This window comes from uncultured Agrobacterium sp. (assembly GCF_913777885.1).
In the GTDB taxonomy this organism is placed as follows: domain Bacteria; phylum Pseudomonadota; class Alphaproteobacteria; order Rhizobiales; family Rhizobiaceae; genus Agrobacterium.
On the sequence record NZ_CAJYTV010000027.1, the window covers coordinates 1 to 18,620 of the forward strand.

The window sequence follows — 18,620 nt, forward strand, 5'->3', positions numbered from 1 at the left end:
AACAGCATTCCGAAATTCGAGGCGGTCCTCTTATGATTGACGAGGCACCGACGAACGCGATTAAGAACTGGGATTCTAAGTCTCTGACAACCTGAAGAGTCTGGATGAGATCGACGTAAAACAACAGTGCTGTCGTAAGTTCGATTCGGCTCAAGGCGTCGGATCGGACCGTGTCCGAACCGAAGACATAGGTAACAGTTTGTACCTAAGACATAGGTGACAATCTCGTGCCGAACGGATTGTCGATGGTTTGCAGCGTTCTCTGTTCCAGGTCGATATATCCTAGATCATAATGCATGAAGCTGACGAGCCAAATGCCGTCTTCCACCTCCTTTAATCCCAGTTTCTGTCCGGCCAGCACGGTCGATATGTTGATCTTCTTGCGATCGAGGCAGGCGCGCCCGCAATTGGTGATGATGATGTCGCGATCGTGAAAGGGATACTCGATCTCCGGCAGGCCAAGGTAGGGCCGCAGAGAGGCGGTATAGAGATCGGCAGGCACTTTCATGCCGATCGCCTCATGTGGCCTATCACCATTGAATTCGCTGACGAATGCAACGGAGCGTACCTAACGATAATCGCAAGGTAGCATACGAATGCCAAGGCCGGGCACGGTTGACAGCGCTTGATGGGCGGGCGCTATCGCCATCTCTTCACATGATCGACGAGAGCACGCAGTTTTGGAGCGAGGTTGCGTCGGCTCGGATAGTAGAGAAAAAACCCCGCGAATGGAGGGCAAAAGTCCTGAAGGAGAGGAACCAGCTGACCGGATTCGACATAGGGCTTGAATGTGTCTTCCATACCGAAGGTGATGCCGCCGCCAGCACATGCTGTGCGGATCATAAGCCACATATCATTGGTGGTAATCTGAGGATCGACGGCCACATCAAACTCACGCCCCTCCTCACCGAATTCCCAACGGTAGGGTGCGCTGCGAGGCGTTGGACGCCAACCTATGCACCGATGCGCAGAGAGCTCCGAAGGATGGTCGGGCTTGCCGAACCGTTCGATGTAGGACGGGGCTGCGAAAGCGCACTGACGCTGGTCGCCCGAGGCGGGAACTGCGACCATATCCTGATCGATGACTTCGCCCAGACGCACCCCAGCGTCATACCCTTCCGCGACAATGTCGAATTCCTCGTCAGTGACCGTCACATCGAGCTGAATGTCTGGAAAGGCATCAGTAAAACGGGCAAGGAGCGGCCCTGAGATAAACTGCTCAGCGATAGATGACACCGCCAGCCTCAACAACCCGCTTGGTACGCTGTCGCGGTCCGTGGTCGCGTCAAGCGCCAGTCCGACTTCGGAAATCGCCGGCGCAACCCGCTGATATAGCTGTTCGCCAGCCTCTGTGAGACTGACACTGCGCGTGGTTCTATGGACGAGTGCCACGCCCAACCGGTCTTCTAGACGGCGGATCGCCTGGCTGATGGCTGGCCGTGTGACGCCCAAATTTTCCGCGGCGGCGCGAAAGCTCTGCGCTTCTGCGACGGCCAAGAACACGGAGATGCCATTCAGATCGATTGCCATTGGTTAGCTTTAGTTACCACGGTGGTCGTCATTGGGCAAGTTGTTCGCTCTCCCTGGCGTGTTTACCTTGGATCTCGCAAAACAGGAGATAGCTGACATGGCGCTTGATCATTATAAACTTCTTGGACGGTCGGGCTTGCGCGTTTCGCCGTTGAGCCTTGGAACGATGACCTTTGGGTCCGAGTGGGGATGGGGTGCGGATGGCGACGAGGCCCGCCGCATTTTCGATCTCTATGTCGACCGAGGTGGCAATTTTATAGACACGTCGGTCAACTATACCGACGGCGGCGCTGAACGACTGCTTGGCACCTATATCGGCGATAAACGCGAGCGAATCGTCCTTGCGACGAAATTCACCATGGCGCGAGAGCCGGGCAACCCTAATTCGGGCGGCAATCATCGCCTCAACATAGTGCGCTCCGTCGAGCAGAGCCTTTCGCAACTCGGCACAGATCGCATTGACCTGCTTTATGTGCATGCATGGGACATGACGACCCGGTCGGACGAGGTTATGCGGGCGCTCGACGACCTCGTTCGGTCCGGAAAAGTTCTCTATCTCGGTATCTGCAACACGCCTGCATGGCTCGTGGCCCAGATGCAGACTCTCGCCGATATCCGCGGCTGGTCTCCTTTTGTGGCGCTGCAGATAGAATATAGCCTTGTGGAGCGGACCGTGGAACATGAGCTTCTGCCCATGGCTGCTGCGCTCGGCCTCGGAGTTTTGCCGTGGTCGCCTCTCGGCGGTGGCGTGCTGACCGGCAAATACTCTCTCGTTGACGTTGAAGATTCACGAGAAGCGGCCGTGTCCGCCAGCCGCAAGGGCGTCATTGCGTCGTCCGGGCATCTGAACGAACGGGCGATCGAAATTGCGCAGGAAGTGAAGGCCGTTGCGGAAGAGGCTGGTACCACGCCCTCACGGGTGGCGCTTGCGTGGACCCTGGCCAATCCGACCGTCGTCTCGCCGATTGTCGGCGCCCGCACGCTCGCCCAGGCGGAAGACAATCTTGGAGCTCTGGATCTGGTGCTCACGCCGGAACAGGTGGCCCGTCTGGACCGGGTCAGCGCGCCGGGCCAAATCTTTCCGGGTCGCTTTACGCAGCGTCCCCTCGTCCAACAACTGATCTTCGGCGGCGCTGCAGTCGAACACCGTAACTGACCCTTGCAACTATGGAAGGCCCGTCGATGGTGCCGGCAGTGTCGTTGCCGGTTGACGGGTCTCAACACGTCCTCAGCAATACGAAAGGACCGATACCATGAGCATTTACCCAACAGACCGCCGGGCTGCCAGCCCGAGCCGGGTAGCTTTAATCGCATTCGCACTGCTCGCCATGCCGGGCGCCGCAATTGCCAACACCGCGGCAACGCAGGTGCAGTCTCAGGAACGTGCCGCAATCGAGCAACGGAACAAGCCCATCATCGAAGCCGCCTTCGAAAAATGGCGAGGAGGCACCTACCTCTTCGCGGAGCTCCTCGCTCCCGACGTCGTCTGGACGATCCATGGCTCCGGACCGGTCTCCGGCACCTATTGCAACCAGCAAGACTTCATTGAACAGGCCTCGCGTCCCCTAACCAGCCGTCTCGCGACACCGATCGTGCCGGAGGTACACAATATCGTTGCCGATGGCGACACGATGATCATCCGCTTCGACGGAACGGCGACCACGACCTCTGGAGCGCCTTATCGCAACCAGTTTGTCTAGATATTCGAGATGAAGGACGGCCTTGTCGCCAATGCGGAAGCCGTCCTAGACCTCGTTGCCTATCAGCAGGTCGTCGACAACATTGCCCCGCGCTTCCAACAACCAACGCCCTCGGCTTCCGCAGAAGTCCCGTCTGCCGCACCGGGGCAGTGCGCCAACGCTTTCACCTGCAACTTTAAACAGCAACGCTGAACGGACCCAGACAATGAGACAGACATTTGCAACATTCGTCACGGCGGCAACAATTTCAATTCAACCCCTAGAAGCACAGGAGATCAATTTGCAGCCGAACCATCCATACGCAGGCATGTGGATTACCGACGACAATCGTGTCCGCCATGAACTTTTGCCAAATGGACGTTATGTCGAGGCCCGCGGTCAGCGTGAGCGAGCCTATGAAGGCCGTTATGAAGTCAACGGCACGCATATCGAGTACTGGGACGACACAGGCTTCACCGCCGATGGCGATTTCGTCGAAGAGGGCACACTGCACCATGGCGGCATGATCTTTCGCCGCAGGTCGGTGACGCCGTGACATGCCGACGAGCCTCTACTAATGCAGTACGGATCAGAGCGATGGGCGAACCAGGTCTGCCTGAAGCCATCCGTTAGGGCGCGCCTTTCATCGTAACCTCTCCGCCTTTCGCGAGAGATCTATGAAGGCCCGTAGCGGTTACGGCACGTGGCGGCCGCGCAGGTAGTGGAGTGTCGGCCCCGGTATCGGCGATCGTCAGCAAGCTCTTGATAGATGACAACGCAGCCCTCGATGATGATGAAGGCGTTGCGCCGCATGGATTGCAGAAAAAGATGGCGTCTTGGAGTCAGGGTGGAAGTACTGGTCCTGAAGCCGCCCGGCTTCCCGCAGGGTAGGTCAGAGTACGCCGCAGACTGGGTGTCGTTTAAAGATGAGGAAAGCATGAGATTCCGTCCGAATGCGTACCGCTCGGAAGCCGAACGATTCTACAGGCCACGGTTCCAAGCGTACAAAACGAAGAAGACCGTCATCGCGGGACGATGCGGCAGCTCTACGGCTCAGACGCTGGACGGCGGCCCTCGTCGAGACGAATTGGGCGGGAAAAGCTGCCGGTAAGTGGACACGGAGGGAGCCGCCGCCTCGAACACGAGTTCCCGCAGGATTGGAGAACCATGTATATCGGTCGGCGTAGGGACTAGAGAAGTGGCCGTCAGGCGGCAAGCTCACAGCCTAAGCCTAGACCGTGATCGGTCTTGCTGTGTCCGTCGTCCGTTGGAAGACAATACACCGGTAGGGTTCCATCCGGTAGCGTGTACTGGGCGAGGTCACCAGTTATTTGCGGTGTTTGGAGAAACGGCTTGTGCGCAAACCCAACGCATACGAAGGCAATCGCGCACATGATGCGCAGCAGAAGACCGAATCTGCCTATCGCTCTCGTCATCGTGGATGCTCCACACGAAACGGGTAGCTATGTTTTCGTTAAGGGGCAATGCGGCAAGCAGTCTTACGATAAACGGCCACAGCGATGTCGTGGGAGAAAAATTACATCGTGAAAGGTCTGTCCGCTGTCAAGCTAGCCGCTTCAGAAGCAGACGAACTTATGTTTTATGATCGAGCCACGCTTATCCACAGTCTACCTTCCGTTACAGAGTCATAACAGTTGACGATTTTTTCACGCCGTATACCATATCTAGTGTTCGAGGTTCTTCCGATTCGCGTCGGAAGCTAAGACGGGAATACGGTGCGTGACGTTCATTGTGGACGGAGCAATGCCGGAGCTGCCCCCGCAACTGTAAGCGGCGAGCATCCTTCTCAAACTGCCACTGAGCCGAAAGGTTTCGGGAAGGCGAGATGGATGTGACGACCCGTGAGCCAGGAGACCTGCCTCAAACGAATACGTCCACGGGCGGGGTGTCCGAAGGCTGCGTTTGCGTGCGGAATGATCCTGCGCGTGCCGCTTCCCCTGATCCTCCGCACAACCACTTCGGGGTGAAGTCAATGTCGCGTCATTCTAGTCAGTATCCGCGTGAATAGCGGGCGGTAACGCCTGCCGCCGATTTCGGCTGCCCTAATTTCCGAGTTCCTGAATGGGCGTTCACCACGCCCGATCGATATCGCACGCCTACTCAAATCTCACGAGGATCATCATGACCGTTACCGTTTACAGCAAGCCAGCCTGCGTGCAGTGCACAGCCACTACCCGCGCGCTCGATCGTCAGGGCATCGACTACACCGTCGTGGATGTTTCCGAAGACACCAATGCCTACGATCTGGTTCAGGGGCTGGGGTATCGTCAGGTTCCAGTTGTGGTGGCTGGCGAGACACATTGGGCGGGCTTCCGCCCGGATATGATCAGCACGCTTGCGGCCTGAGCCGGAGCAATGGGACAGATCGTCTATTTCTCCAGCCGGTCGGAAAACACTCATCGCTTCGTCGGGAAATTGGGGATGATTGCGCGGCGGATTCCGCTTAGTCCTTCCGAGAGCCTTCGGGTCGAAGCCCCCTATGTCCTGATCCTTCCAACCTACAGTGGCGAAGGTGGAAAAGGGGCCGTTCCAAAACAGGTGATCCGCTTCCTCAACGATGCGGAGAACCGGGCAAACATTCGCGGCGTGATCGCCGCGGGCAACAGCAATTTCGGGGCGACCTACGGGATCGCCGGCGATGTCATCTCCCAGAAATGCAGCGTGCCTTACCTTTACAGGTTCGAGCTTATAGGCACTGAGGAAGACGTCGCGAACGTCAAGCACGGATTGGAACGAATTTGGACGCGACCACTTTCGAAAAGCCTTTGAAGACATCGGAATCCGAACTGGATTTCCATGCCCTCAACGCGATGCTTAACCTCTATGACGAACAAGGAAAAATCCAGCTCGATAAGGACAGACTAGCTGCGAAGCAATATTTCCTGCAGCACGTCAACCAGAACACGGTGTTCTTCCATAATCTGCGGGAGAAACTCGATTACCTCGTCACCGAAGGCTATTACGAGCGCGAGGTTCTGGACCAATATTCCTTCAATTTCGTGCGAGATTTGTTCGACGCTGCCTATGCCCGAAAGTTCCGGTTTCCGACCTTTCTCGGCGCGTTCAAATATTACACCAGCTACACGCTGAAGACCTTCGACGGCAAACGCTATCTGGAGCGCTACGAAGACCGCGTCTGCATGGTTGCCCTGACGCTGGCCCAGGGAAGCGAAACGCTCGCCCAGTCGCTGCTGGATGAGATCGTCTCCGGGCGTTTCCAGCCCGCAACGCCGACATTTCTCAATGCCGGAAAGAAACAGCGGGGCGAACTCGTTTCGTGTTTCCTGCTGCGCGTTGAAGACAACATGGAGTCGATTGCCCGCGGCATTAACTCCGCGCTTCAGCTTTCCAAGCGCGGTGGCGGTGTCGCACTTTGCCTGACCAACATCCGTGAGGCGGGTGCGCCGATCAAGCAGATCGAGAACCAGTCGTCAGGCATCATTCCCGTGATGAAGCTGCTCGAGGACAGCTTCTCCTACGCCAACCAGCTTGGTGCGCGTCAGGGTGCCGGTGCGGTTTACCTCAACGCCCACCATCCCGATATCATGCGCTTCCTCGATACCAAGCGAGAGAATGCCGACGAGAAGATCAGGATCAAGACCCTGTCGCTCGGCGTCGTCGTGCCCGACATCACCTTCGAACTGGCGAAGAACAACGAGGACATGTACCTGTTTTCGCCCTATGACATCGAGCGTGTCTATGGCGTCCCATTCACCGAAATTTCCGTGACCGAAAAGTACCGCGAAATGGTCGCGGATTCCCGGATCAAGAAGAAGAAGATCAAGGCGCGTGACTTCTTCCAGGTAATCGCCGAGATACAGTTCGAGAGCGGCTATCCATACATCATGTTCGAGGACACGGTGAACAAGGCGAACCCGATTGCGGGACGCATTTCCATGAGCAACCTCTGCTCGGAAATTCTTCAGGTCAGCGACGCCAGCGAATACAATGACGACCTTTCCTATAAGGTCATGGGCAAGGATATCTCCTGCAATCTTGGCTCGCTGAACATTGCTGCAACGATGGACAGCTCCGATTTCGGCAAGACCATCGAGACATCGATCCGGGCGCTGACGGCCGTGTCGGACATGAGCCATATCTCTTCCGTGCCATCGGTCGAAAATGGCAATGACGACAGCCACGCCATCGGTCTCGGCCAGATGAACCTGCATGGCTATCTCGCCCGTGAGCGCATCTTCTATGGTTCGGAGGAAGGCATCGATTTCACCAATATCTATTTCTACACGGTGACCTACCACGCCATCCGCGCCTCGAACCGGATTGCCGCCGAGCGAGGCGTCAGCTTCAAGGGCTTCGAGAAGTCGAAATATGCCTCTGGGGAATACTTCGACAAATACACTGAGCAGGAATGGCTACCAGCGACAGAGCGGGTTCGCGAGTTGTTCGTGACGGCAGGCATCGCAATCCCCACACAGGCGGACTGGCTTGCGCTGAAGCAGGCCGTCATGACCTCCGGTCTCTATAACCAGAACCTGCAGGCCGTGCCGCCGACCGGCTCGATCTCCTACATCAATCACTCGACCTCTTCGATCCACCCCATCGTCTCGAAGATCGAAATCCGCAAGGAGGGAAAGATCGGGCGCGTTTATTACCCCGCCGCCTTCATGAGCGACGACAATCTCGACTACTATCAGGATGCCTACGAAATCGGTCCTGAGAAGATCATCGATACCTATGCGGCGGCCACCCAGCATGTCGATCAGGGTCTGTCGCTGACGCTGTTCTTCCGCGACACGGCCACCACCCGCGACATCAACCGGGCGCAAATCTACGCGTGGAAGAAGGGTATCAAGACCATCTACTACATTCGCCTGCGTCAGATGGCTCTGGAAGGCACGGAAGTGCAGGGTTGCGTGTCATGCGCGCTGTGAACAAGAACGCTTCGAAAGATCAACTAATGAACATCGCCGTAAAGCCCGCCAGCCGCGTTCGCGCCATCAACTGGAATCGCATCGAAGACGACAAGGATCTGGAAGTCTGGAACCGCCTGACAGGCAATTTCTGGCTGCCGGAAAAAGTGCCGCTCTCCAACGACATTCCATCATGGGGAACGCTGAAGCCGGAGGAGCAGCAACTCACCATCCGCGTCTTCACAGGGTTGACCCTTCTGGACACGATCCAGAACGGTGTCGGCTCGGTCAAGCTGATGGCAGATGCCGCCACGCCGCATGAAGAGGCGGTGCTGTCCAACATCTCCTTCATGGAAGCGGTGCACGCGCGTTCCTATTCCTCCATCTTTTCCACCCTGTGCTCGACGCCGGATGTGGACGATGCCTATCGCTGGTCGGAGGAAAACGAATTCCTGCAACGGAAATCCGCGTTGATCATGCGCGAATACGACAGCGGCGATCCGCTGAAGAAAAAGGTCGCCTCCGTTTTCCTGGAGAGCTTCCTGTTCTATTCCGGCTTCTATCTGCCGATGTACTGGTCGAGCCGCGCCAAGCTCACCAACACCGCCGACATGATCCGCCTGATCATCCGCGATGAGGCCGTGCACGGATATTACATCGGCTACAAATTCCAGCGCGCGGTGGACCGTCTGCCGGAAAACAAGCGCCAGGACATCAAGGACTTCGCTTTTGATCTCCTCCTCGAGCTCTACGACAACGAAACGAAATACACTGAAGCGCTGTACGACGGCGTCGGCTTGACGGAAGACGTCAAACAATTCCTACACTACAACGCTAACAAGGCGCTGATGAACCTCGGCTATGAAGCCCTGTTTCCGGCTGAGGCCTGCAAGGTCAATCCGGCGATCCTTGCGGCGCTTTCACCGAACGCCGACGAAAACCATGACTTCTTCTCCGGGTCCGGCTCGTCCTATGTGATCGGCAAAGCGGTGGCGACGGAAGATGAAGACTGGGATTTCTGAGCTTATGTAGAAGCTGAACTATTCAGTGATCGAACGTAATGCAAAGGAGGGGTCGTGGGTTCGGCTCAGTTCAAAGCGGAGACACTGTAAGTTCACGTGTTCTCCGTGTTCAAAGAACCTCAAGCGATTTTACATGATCAGCGCTTTGATGTGCGTGCACGCGAGTGTATCGGATTAGCTCATCGAAGTGGCGTTGCATTTTACGTATGGAGTCGGCGTTATTGAGAACGAGATACATGCCGCCCACGAAGATAGCCGCGCGTTGCGATCCGAAGATCGTGTAGGGGACCGAGAATTTTTCCTTTTCGTTGAACAGGAATAGGCGGAATGAAGGGTAAAGTTCGTCGATGAGGTTGGACATGTATTGCAACTGTGTTGCTCTGACCTCCTTCTTCAGCCCACTCCACATGCCACGCCCCTGGGCAAAAGCTTCTAGTGTTTCGCAGGGCATGCAGACTTCCATATCCGTGCCCGGCTGGCGGTTGTAGTCCAGCCGGAAGGCGGATTCGCTCGCTTGCGCTTTCACACTTTGGTGCGCGCTTTCGGCTTCGAAGGCGATGATTTGCGGGGTGCGTAGAAGGTCCGGGATGCGGGCCGGCACGTAGCGGATCTTCGACCCAGTCGCCTCGGCATGCCATTTCATCAGCAGCGTGTCGGTATAGTCCTCACCGCCTTCCTCGATCTCGAAGCTCGGGCGCAGTTCCCCCGTCAGGCCTGGATCGTGCGAGATGCCGAGCAGCCAATCGAGCGATACGGCGTGGCGTTCGGCAATGTTGAGAAGAGTTTCCACGCGCGGTAGACGCGCCGAATCACCCGACAAAAGCTGTGATAGCGCCGAGCGGTCGATGCCGATCCCGGCCGCAAAAGCCGAATGGCTGTCACCGGACCGCGTGACCAGATCCAGCAAGCGTAGACGAAAGAGCTCCGCCAGAGCGCGTTTGTCCATAATCAACCTCAATGTTTACTATTATCAACATTGTATAGTTTCTGTTATCAAAATCAACGGCCGGTCACCAAACTCTCATTGTGCGCGTAGTGGCTCGGTGAAACTCTGTCCCGGGGCAAAGCATCAGGGGATATGATGAGCGACACGTCATTCGATAGGCAACACCAAGCAATCCATCAACGCCGAACAACGGCGCCTAGAATAGAGTGGCCGACAGTCGCTCTACTTCTTGCATGCTACGGCCTGTGGGGGATGGCCGGCTATAGTATTTATCCGGCCTATCCCATCGTCGCGCTCGTGCTGATGGGCGTGGCGGTCGCGCTTCACTCTTCGCTTCAACATGAGGTTCTGCACGGGCATCCGACGAGGAGTGCCAAGGTGAACGAGGCGCTGGTCTTCGCTCCGCTCGGGGTGTTTTACCCCTACCGCAGTTACAAGCGGACGCATCTTCAGCACCATGCGGATGAGCGTCTCACCGATCCCTTCGATGATCCCGAGAGTTACTACCGCGCCATGAGCGACTGGGAGACGATGCCAGCGTTACTGAAGCGTCTGCTTGCCTGGAACAACACTCTGATTGGACGTGTGCTGATCGGTCCGCCGCTGATGGTGGTTGGTTTCACCACTTCCGAATGGCGAAAGATTTTCAAGGGCGATCGCAAGGTCATCATGGCATGGACCCTCCACCTTGCCGGGCTCATTCCGACCTTGTTGGTAGTCTCGAATCTGTTCGGCATTCCTGTCTGGCTTTACATTGGGGTTTCCGCCTATCTCGGGGTTTCCATTATCGCCATTCGCTCCTACTGCGAGCATCAGTGGGCTGAGCAGCCGGATGGTCGCACGATCATCGTCGAGAACTCGCTTCTCGCGCCGCTCTTTCTCTATAACAACCTGCACTTCGTACACCACAAGCTGCCGACCGTCGCATGGTACAGATTGCCGTCGCTCTATCGTGCCGGACGCGCAGAATGGCAAAGGATGAACGAGGGATATGTATTCGCCAACTATTTCGAGGTTTTCCGTGCATTCGCTTTCAAGGCGAAGGAGCCGGTGGTGCACCCCGCCTGGCGAAAGGTGGAACCGGTCGTCGCGAACGATATCGTTGTAAAGCATCAGGGCCAGGTAGCCAGCTATCAAGCCGCGGGTGGTACCGCAATTCCGGATCTTCCTGCATGAGGTGGCTTGCCGCTCTGCCGATGTATGACTGGCCGGAAGTGCGATCGGATGTGGATCGCAGTTGGGAAATAATGCGCGCCCGCTTGATCGCAAATGGCATTGATGCGCCTGAGCACCTCATTCGGCGCAATGCGGACATGCCGCCGGTTCCGGGCGGCATTCGTGGCGAGGATGGATCGATCATCGCGCCAGACCCGGCAACGCTCGATCCGGATGCGCTCGATCTCGATGTCCTGTGGCGCCATCCGGCTCTTCTCGTCTCCGCTACCTGTTGGGGGCCGATGGAGCTTGGCTTGCAGGATCATGTCCAGGTCATCGGGCAAAGCCCGTATGATGATGTCCTTGGGGGCTCGGGGATATTCTATTCGAGCGCCATTGTTGGTCGAAGAGGGGAGGGCGCCAGCGTGATGGTGCCTGAGACCGGCGAACCGGTCTTGCCGATCTCGTTGTTTCGGGGAAGAAAACTTGCCTTTAACGAGCACCGATCGATGTCCGGCCATCTGGCCTTGAAGCGCGATCTGGGGGCCATGGGCGAAAGCTTCAAGCTGTTTTCCGAAATGGTGGAAACCGGAGCGCATCGGGCGTCGGTGACGGCTGTCGCCCGGGGAGAAGCCGACTTCGCGGCAATCGACTGCCGGTCGTGGATGCTGGCTGAGCGCTATGAGCCAGCGGCGAGGGATCTGCATGTCGTCGGCTGGACAGGGCGGCGCAAGGGCCTGCCCTTCATCCGCGCCAGAAACATCCATCTCGACTTCCTCATGTAGGCGCTTCGCGCACCTCAGATAGTTTGATGGGGAGGCAGCGTCTTCGCCAGGAGCGCTCTGGTCTTCTCCATGTCGGATGAGATCGGCCGATCGTCCGAGTAATGGCTGACGTGCGACCGGAGCAGGCTGTAGAGAGCGTCCGTCCCAGATGCTCTGCGCGCCACTGTTTCCAGAAAATCATGGGCCTGCGTAGCTGCCAGCCACTCGATAGCCAGAATGTATTCGGCATTGTCGATCACGGCGAGAAGCTTGTTGGCCGCAGCGGTCGGATGGGCGAGGAAATCCTCCTGCAGCGCCGAGGTGAGGCCGCCATCGGTGGAGGCGGGCGCTGCAAGCCTGCGATTTTCGTTCGCAAGCGCCGCTGCCGTGTATTGGGCGATCATGAAGCCGGAATGGCTGCCTGGGTCGGAGGCGAGGAAGGGCGGAAGGCCGCTCACCAGCGGATTGACCAGGCGGTCGATCCGCCGTTCGCTCATGGCCGCAATTTGGGCAATGGCAATGGCAAGAGCGTCGGCGGCCTGACCGAGTGCTGGCGCCACCGCATGGGCTTCAGACCAGACAAGCGGCTCCTCCGGCGTTCCGGCGACTGCGGGGTTGTCGGTAACCGATGCGAGTTCACGGTCAACGATGGCGGCACAGTTTTCGAACAGATCGCGGGCCGCGCCGTGGGCATGGGGGATAGAGCGCAGGCTAAGCGCATCCTGTGTGCGCCGGCCCTTGGCAGCTTCGATCAGTCCGCTGCCGGCAAGACGTGCCCGCAGCACCTCGCCCACCTTGGTAATACCATCGGAAACGCGCAACGACAGGACGGCCTCGCTGAACGCCGGCATCTGGCAGCCAGCCGCCTCAAGCGTCATGGCGGCAATGGAATCGGCCCAGTCGAGCAATTGCGCGGCCCGCTTCAGCGCAATGCTGGAGAGACCTGTGGCGCAAGCGGTGCCGTTGACGAGGCTCAAACCCTCCTTGGAGCCGAGAGTGAGTGGCTCAAGTCCGAGCTCCGCCAAGGCCTCACGCCCGCTCAAGGCACGTCCGGCGATATGGGCGGAGCCTTCTCCAATAAGCACCAGCGCCGTATGCGCGTTATGCGTCAGGTAGCCGGCCGATCCGCGGGAAGGGACATCAGGAATGCAGTCGCGTTCGAGAAAGGTGGTGAGATGGCTGACGATCTCGCGGCTCACGCCGGAATATCCGTGAGCGAAGTTGGCGATCTGCGCGGCGATGATGGCGCGCACCTCACGAGGGGGCAGAAGCGGACCGACGCCGCAGGCATGGCTCAGGATTATGCTGCGCGAGAGCTTGCCCTGTGCTGTGCGATCAACCACGGTGTCCGAAAGAGCGCCAACGCCGGTATTGATGCCATAGGCGCGGATGCCCCGCTCGACGATGCTTTCCACGATCAGTTGAGCGTTTTCGATCCGCTGCATTGCGGCGTCGGAGAGCGTGAGTGTTTCCCCCTGGCCGACATTTGCCACGTCCTGCCAAGTCAGCCTGCCATCGAGCAACACGGTCATTCGGTTTTCCTGATAATGTTCAATGGAATGAAAGGGTTCGTCTGGATTGTGCGGTTTCAGGTTTCCCAGACGCTGGATCAGGTGCTGTAGAGGCGATAGCGGCTGCCGGGGTAAAGCAAGCGGACGGAAGAGATGACGCCGGCGTCAGACCATGTACGGCGGCGCACCAGAAGGCAGGGCTCCGTCTTGGAAATGGCAAGCAGCTTGCACTCCCACGGCTGCGCCGTCACCGCTTCGATATGCTGCTCGGCCCTCACGATCGGCGCGATGGCGGTGAGATAGCCGTTCGGCGTTGCTTTGCCAAAATCCTGATCGATATAGTGCGGAACGATGGCGTGGTTGACGAAACGATCCTCGATCTGCATCGGTACGGAATCTTCCGCATGCACCATGATCGAATGCGACACCGGGCTGCCGATCTCGATCGACAGTGCCTCTGCCAGTTCGGCATCGCAGCTTTCCATCTTCAGTACGACGACATTGGCTGTATGGACACCGCCGTTGCGGGTGATTTCGTCGGCAATATTGGGAACGCTCTGAAACTGCGACGTGCGCTTCTTGCTGGCAACGAAAGACCCCTTGCCCTGGACTCGAACGACAAAGCCTTCATCGGCCAGTTCGCGCAACGCGCGGTTGGCGGTCATGCGGCTGACGCCCAAGAGTTCGACCAGTTCATTTTCGGAAGGGACGCGTTGGCCGACCGACCACTCACCTGTTTCTACACGGCTTCGAACATAGTCCTTGAGTGTAACGTAGAGCGGCTTGTCGGATGCCTGTTCGTCCTGCCGCTTGCCGACATGTTTCTCTAGCGTTTGCATGAGGCTCCAAAAGGCGAACGACAAGGTTCGGCGTCTGACGCGTCCGTGGGCGCGTGTGCGGGTATGGTGCGTGCCATACCCGCAAACCGCGGTCAGTTCAACTTGTGTGTCGTCAGCCACTCTTCGGCAACCACATCGAAGCTGTCATGATTAGCAAGGCGACCGTTCATCACAATCAGGTCCTTGGTGGTCAACGCGGCCGAAACAGCGTCCAGCGTCTTTGTCACCGTATCCTCGACCTTGGCCTTTGCAATGACCGGAACGATGTTCTGCGCCGGGAACAGGTTCTTGATGTCTTCGAGAATGATCAGGTCGTTGGCAGCAATCGCCGGGTCAGTCGAGAAGAGGTTTGCCGCTTGAACCTGATTGTTCAGGAGTGCCGACAGCGTCAAAGGACCACCGACATCGAGAGACTTGAATGATTTGAATTCAAGACCATAGAGTTCCTTCAGACCAATGATACCTTCCTTGCGGGTCTTCCACTCCGGCGGGCCACCAAGCACCAGTTCGGACGCCACGGGCTTGAGATCGGCGATCGTCTTCAGCTTGTATTTCTCGGCAGTGGCACGGGTTACCGCCACACCATCGGAATCCTGAGCCGCAGATGGCGTCAGCATGACAACACCTTCTGGCAGCGCCTTTGTCAGTGCTGCAGCGACGTCCGCCGGCGAATGGGCGGTGGCGTTCTTGTCGAGATAGCTCAAGGTCGCGCCGGAATATTCCGGCAGGAGATCGATGGAGCCGTCGAGAAGTGCCGGCATATAGACTTCGCGGCTACCGATGCTGAGCTTGGTTTCCGTCTTGATGCCCTTAGCGGCCAGAGCCTTGGCATAGATCGTGGCCAGAAGCTGGCTTTCAGGGAAGTCGGCCGAACCGACGATGATGGTGGAGGTGTCCGAACGCTGAGCCGGAGCATTCCCGAGAGGATCGGTCTGGGCAAGCGCCGTGGTGGCGGAAAGCGCGATCAGCGCGAATGCGCCGGCGGCTTTTAAGATATTGAATGCCATGCAAGCTACTCCTTTTGTGTCAACGTCTTCAGAATGAAAATGCAGTTTTGGTTGATGCCCGCCCTATGCCCGGCGGGTTAGTCCTGGTGAGACCGTGAGCCTCGATATGATGCCGATCACCAGATCGACCATAAGGGCGAGCACACCGACGAGAACCGCACCTGCGGCCATCTGGTAATAGTCGTTCTGTGCACGGCCATCGATGATGAGGCGACCAAGACCGCCAAGCGATACGTAAGCCGCAATGGTCGCCGTCGAGATGATCTGCAGCGTCGCGCTCCGAAGCCCGGAGAAAATCAGCGGCAGGGCGCAAGGAAGTTCGACATCGAAAAGAATATCGAGAGGCCGTTTACCCATGCCGCGCGCCGCGTCCACCGCTGCTGGATCAACCGCCGCAACGCCGGCATAGGTCGCGCTCATGATGGGCGGCACGGCCAGCAGCACGAGAACAATGATGCTGGGCACGATGAACGCCATGTCGGAGGCAAAGACCGGACCGAAGAGAATGACGAGCAACACGATCAAACCCAGGCTCGGCAGTGCACGCAGTGCATTGGCAAGGCCAGCAATGACAACCACGCCGCGGCCGGTGTGGCCGACATAAAGACCGATCGGCAGGCCGATCAGGCAGGAGAAGGAGAGGGCAACGCCGCTATAGATCAGGTGCTGGATGACGAGCGCGAAGACGCCATCGGTGCCTGTCCAGTGCGCCGGATCGGAAAACCACGCGATCATCGTTCTGCACCTCCGGGCTGCCATGGTGTCAGGCGTTTCGTGGCAAAAAGCACTATCCCGTCGAGCAGAGCTGCCAGCAGCACGCACAGAACGATACCGGCGATGATTGGCGTCAGGAAGCGCAGTTGGAGCCCTTGTGTAAACAGAAGACCGAGCTGCGGTGTGCCGACGAGTGCTGCGACGGAAACGATACTGACATTGGATACCACCGCGACGCGCAGGCCCGCGGCAATCACCGGCACGGCGAGCGGAAGCTCAACGAAGAGAAGGCGCGGCAATGTGCGATAACCCATGGCATTTGCAGCCTGAATGACATCGGGCTGTACGGAATCGAGGCCATCGGTGACAGTGCGGATAAGAAGCGCCAGCGCATAGATCGTCAGCGCGACAACCACGTTGAGCGGATCGAGAATGCGCGTGCCGAGAGCGAGCGGTAGCAGAACGAAGAGGGCAAGCGACGGGATCGTGTAGAGCAAACCAGCCGCACCAAGCATCGTGGAGCGGAAGAAGCCGGCCCGGTGCGCAAGCCAGCCAAGCGGCAGCGCGAGGAGGAGACCAATGACGACGGGGATGACAGAAAGCCAGAGGTGCCAGAGGAAGAGTTCGGCGATACGGCCGGACTCGCGGTACAGCCAATCGAACCTCATGCTTGCGCCCTCGCGCGACCGGTGCGTGCCGCCTCGATCGCGGTGACAACATGAGACAAGGTGACGGTGCCTGCCAATGTGCCTGACGGACCGACGATCACGCCTCGGCCAGAGGGTGAACTGAGGGCGGCGTCAAGAACGTTGCGCAAGCTGCTGCCTTCCACCGCAAGTGTGCCGCTGAGATTGAGATCGCCCTCTCTCAAAGGAGCCTTGATGCTTTCCACATCGGCCCAGCCAAGCGGGCGGTTCTCGGCGTCGGCGACGAGCACCCATCTGTCGGTCGCAATCTGGCGAAGGGATTCCGGTGTAGCGCCGAGCGTGGCTGTCGGTTCCTGGCCAAGTTGCACGCCATCATCGTTGAAGTCGGCAAAACCCAGGATGCGATACCCCCTGTCGCGTCCGATGAAATCGGCGACGAATTCGTCTGCGGGTCGTGCCAGCAATTCCTGAGGAGTGGCGATCTGCGCCAGCGTTCCGCCAGTGCGCAGAACCGCGACCTGATCTCCAAGCTTCAGAGCCTCGTCTATGTCATGCGTGACCATAATGATGGTCTTGCCGATTTCACGCTGGAGACGGAGGAACTCGTCCTGCAATTGAGCACGGACCACCGGATCGACGGCGCTGAAAGGCTCGTCCATCAGCATGAATTTCGGGTCAGACGCAAGCGCTCGCGCAACGCCGACGCGCTGCTGCTGGCCGCCGGAAAGCTGCCAGGGATAGCGATTGGCGAAAGCGGAAGAGAGGCCGACGCGCTCCAGAAGATCATGGGCAATGCGAAGAGCCTTCTCCTTGGGTGTTCCGGTTAGCCGCGCCGTTGTAGCGATGTTGTGTACGACGGTGCGGTGGGGAAAGAGGCCGGCATTTTGGATGACGTAGCCGATCTTGCGGCGCAGAAGTGCAACATCCATGGCGTCCGTCGGTTCGCCGTCGAGAAGAATTCTGCCCGAAGAGGGCGCAATCAGCCGGTTGACCATGCGAAGCGACGTCGTTTTGCCGCAGCCCGAGGGCCCGACGAAGATGGTGAGCTTGCCGGTGGGGGCAGTCAGCGACAGATTGTCGACAGCCGTCGTCGGGCCTCGATAGTGCTTGCTGACATGATCGAATGTTATCATAGGCGCGTTCCCTCTTGTCGACAATCGGACTTAGCCCCTGATCCCGATGCCCCTTGGTTGTCTATACAAGCACGAAGATAAGGCCCCCGCAAGCTGGGTGATCAAAGAATCTACGCAAATAAACATTGCTTAAATTTATGCGGGACGGTTGTGGCAAAGTAGCTTAGGGTTCGGTCTCTTCGCGGACCTCTTTCGCGCGCGTCGCTACGATGAACTCTTCCGAAAGTTTTTCTGATCGCGCGTTGGTGGCTAGAGTATTGCTAGCGCAATACATTCTAGACTAATCGCTCAAAAGAACTGCCGCGGGGTCCCTAGTTCGACCCCACTCAAGAGCAAAAACCTGACCAAGAACCCAATTTCCCACGAGGGCGTTCCTTATTGAGGAGAGAAACCTCATATATGTAGGTACGTTTCTACATGGAGCTTCATATGGGTACCTTCAGTTTGACCAGCCGAGAATTGAACCACGATGTTGGCAGAGCAAAGAAGGCTGCTGGGGCTGGACCTGTCGTTATAACTGATCGGGGCAGGCCATCGCACGTCTTGATGACATACAGTGAGTTTGAGCGACTGACTGGAAAAGGTCGTAATCTTCTTGATGCGCTGTCAATGCCGGGTTTGTCGGCCGTCGATTTCGATCCTCCTCGATCGATTATAGCAGCCCGCGAAGTTGATCTGTCTTGAGATATTTACTCGATACAAACGTTATCTTCGAACTTCGAAAGGTCGGCGACGGTAAAGCCGATCCGAATGTAACGGCTTGGATAGGTGCGCACGATGC

18 protein-coding genes, 2 pseudogenes and 1 riboswitch are annotated in these 18,620 nt (G+C 57.9%); of the genes and pseudogenes, 11 read left to right on the forward strand and 9 right to left on the reverse strand.

Annotated features, from left to right (window positions below; genetic code table 11):
* Positions 1 to 205: 205 nt before the first annotated feature.
* Together QZ869_RS21440 and QZ869_RS21445 are read right to left on the reverse strand one after the other, a co-directional pair.
* Positions 206 to 508 carry a transposase gene (locus QZ869_RS21440; RefSeq protein ID WP_296107260.1) on the reverse strand — a complete coding sequence of 101 codons (303 nt, stop codon included), beginning with the start codon at positions 506 to 508 and terminating at the stop codon, positions 206 to 208.
* A 131-nt stretch (positions 509 to 639) separates the two neighbouring features.
* Entirely contained in the window at positions 640 to 1,530 is an 891-nt protein-coding gene (locus tag QZ869_RS21445; protein ID WP_296107262.1) for a LysR family transcriptional regulator, read from the reverse strand.
* Between the two features lie 97 nt (positions 1,531 to 1,627).
* On the opposite strand from QZ869_RS21445, the gene QZ869_RS21450 reads away from it, so the two are divergent.
* The 7 genes and pseudogenes from QZ869_RS21450 (at position 1,628) to nrdF (ending at position 9,123) form a co-directional block, all read left to right on the forward strand.
* The gene (locus QZ869_RS21450) at positions 1,628 to 2,686 is read left to right on the forward strand and encodes an aldo/keto reductase (protein ID WP_296107264.1); all 1,059 of its coding nucleotides are present in this window, start codon (positions 1,628 to 1,630) and stop codon (positions 2,684 to 2,686) included.
* Between the two features lie 97 nt (positions 2,687 to 2,783).
* Positions 2,784 to 3,329 (forward strand): annotated as a pseudogene (locus QZ869_RS21455) (nuclear transport factor 2 family protein); the annotation flags it as partial.
* A gap of 106 nt (positions 3,330 to 3,435) precedes the next feature.
* Positions 3,436 to 3,765, forward strand: coding sequence for an Atu4866 domain-containing protein (locus QZ869_RS21465; protein ID WP_296107271.1), 330 nt, complete (start codon positions 3,436 to 3,438; stop codon positions 3,763 to 3,765).
* Positions 3,766 to 4,887: 1,122 nt separating this feature from the next.
* Positions 4,888 to 5,108, forward strand: a riboswitch (cobalamin riboswitch).
* A gap of 243 nt (positions 5,109 to 5,351) precedes the next feature.
* On the forward strand, positions 5,352 to 5,576 hold the full coding sequence (nrdH, locus tag QZ869_RS21470) for a glutaredoxin-like protein NrdH (protein WP_112499798.1): 225 nt from the start codon (positions 5,352 to 5,354) through the stop codon (positions 5,574 to 5,576).
* Between the two features lie 9 nt (positions 5,577 to 5,585).
* Complete coding sequence (gene nrdI / locus QZ869_RS21475) at positions 5,586 to 5,999, forward strand: class Ib ribonucleoside-diphosphate reductase assembly flavoprotein NrdI (RefSeq protein ID WP_296107278.1); 414 nt, start codon at positions 5,586 to 5,588, stop codon at positions 5,997 to 5,999.
* Positions 5,957 to 8,122 carry a class 1b ribonucleoside-diphosphate reductase subunit alpha gene (gene nrdE / locus QZ869_RS21480; protein WP_367115341.1) on the forward strand — a complete coding sequence of 722 codons (2,166 nt, stop codon included), beginning with the start codon at positions 5,957 to 5,959 and terminating at the stop codon, positions 8,120 to 8,122. Before nrdI ends, nrdE begins: the two co-directional genes overlap by 43 nt.
* Before the next feature lie 26 nt (positions 8,123 to 8,148).
* A complete protein-coding gene (gene nrdF, locus QZ869_RS21485) occupies positions 8,149 to 9,123 on the forward strand; it encodes a class 1b ribonucleoside-diphosphate reductase subunit beta (RefSeq protein WP_296107284.1) in 975 nt (324 codons plus the stop codon).
* Between the two features lie 109 nt (positions 9,124 to 9,232).
* Here the strand turns inward: nrdF and QZ869_RS21490 are convergent, their stop codons facing one another.
* The gene (locus QZ869_RS21490) at positions 9,233 to 10,069 is read right to left on the reverse strand and encodes a helix-turn-helix domain-containing protein (protein ID WP_296107287.1); all 837 of its coding nucleotides are present in this window, start codon (positions 10,067 to 10,069) and stop codon (positions 9,233 to 9,235) included.
* Between the two features lie 252 nt (positions 10,070 to 10,321).
* Between QZ869_RS21490 and QZ869_RS21495 the strand changes: the two genes are divergently transcribed.
* Both QZ869_RS21495 and QZ869_RS21500 read left to right on the forward strand, forming a co-directional pair.
* Positions 10,322 to 11,245 (forward strand): fatty acid desaturase, encoded by a 924-nt coding sequence (locus tag QZ869_RS21495; RefSeq protein WP_296107289.1) that lies wholly within the window; start codon positions 10,322 to 10,324, stop codon positions 11,243 to 11,245.
* A complete protein-coding gene (locus QZ869_RS21500) occupies positions 11,242 to 12,009 on the forward strand; it encodes a PhnD/SsuA/transferrin family substrate-binding protein (RefSeq protein ID WP_296107292.1) in 768 nt (255 codons plus the stop codon). The genes QZ869_RS21495 and QZ869_RS21500 overlap by 4 nt, the downstream gene beginning before the upstream one ends.
* A 14-nt stretch (positions 12,010 to 12,023) precedes the next feature.
* Here QZ869_RS21500 and hutH read toward each other — a convergent pair whose 3' ends face one another.
* The 6 genes from hutH to QZ869_RS21530 all read right to left on the reverse strand — a co-directional run bounded on the left by hutH (position 12,024) and on the right by QZ869_RS21530 (position 17,839).
* Complete coding sequence (gene hutH, locus QZ869_RS21505; protein ID WP_296107294.1) at positions 12,024 to 13,520, reverse strand: histidine ammonia-lyase; 1,497 nt, start codon at positions 13,518 to 13,520, stop codon at positions 12,024 to 12,026.
* A 77-nt stretch (positions 13,521 to 13,597) separates the two neighbouring features.
* Positions 13,598 to 14,338 (reverse strand): histidine utilization repressor, encoded by a 741-nt coding sequence (gene hutC / locus QZ869_RS21510; protein WP_296083664.1) that lies wholly within the window; start codon positions 14,336 to 14,338, stop codon positions 13,598 to 13,600.
* Between the two features lie 92 nt (positions 14,339 to 14,430).
* Complete coding sequence (locus QZ869_RS21515) at positions 14,431 to 15,345, reverse strand: ABC transporter substrate-binding protein (protein ID WP_296107298.1); 915 nt, start codon at positions 15,343 to 15,345, stop codon at positions 14,431 to 14,433.
* Between the two features lie 63 nt (positions 15,346 to 15,408).
* Positions 15,409 to 16,080 (reverse strand): ABC transporter permease, encoded by a 672-nt coding sequence (locus QZ869_RS21520; protein ID WP_296107303.1) that lies wholly within the window; start codon positions 16,078 to 16,080, stop codon positions 15,409 to 15,411.
* Positions 16,077 to 16,727, reverse strand: coding sequence for an ABC transporter permease (locus tag QZ869_RS21525; protein WP_062445271.1), 651 nt, complete (start codon positions 16,725 to 16,727; stop codon positions 16,077 to 16,079). Before QZ869_RS21525 ends, QZ869_RS21520 begins: the two co-directional genes overlap by 4 nt.
* The gene (locus tag QZ869_RS21530; RefSeq protein WP_296107306.1) at positions 16,724 to 17,839 is read right to left on the reverse strand and encodes an ABC transporter ATP-binding protein; all 1,116 of its coding nucleotides are present in this window, start codon (positions 17,837 to 17,839) and stop codon (positions 16,724 to 16,726) included. Before QZ869_RS21530 ends, QZ869_RS21525 begins: the two co-directional genes overlap by 4 nt.
* Positions 17,840 to 18,268: 429 nt before the next feature.
* On the opposite strand from QZ869_RS21530, the gene QZ869_RS21535 reads away from it, so the two are divergent.
* Together QZ869_RS21535 and QZ869_RS21540 are read left to right on the forward strand one after the other, a co-directional pair.
* Positions 18,269 to 18,523, forward strand: a complete 255-nt coding sequence (locus tag QZ869_RS21535; RefSeq protein ID WP_296107309.1) for a type II toxin-antitoxin system Phd/YefM family antitoxin — start codon at positions 18,269 to 18,271, stop codon at positions 18,521 to 18,523.
* Positions 18,520 to 18,620 (forward strand): annotated as a pseudogene (locus QZ869_RS21540) (VapC toxin family PIN domain ribonuclease); the annotation flags it as partial. The gene QZ869_RS21535 and the pseudogene QZ869_RS21540, both read left to right, overlap by 4 nt.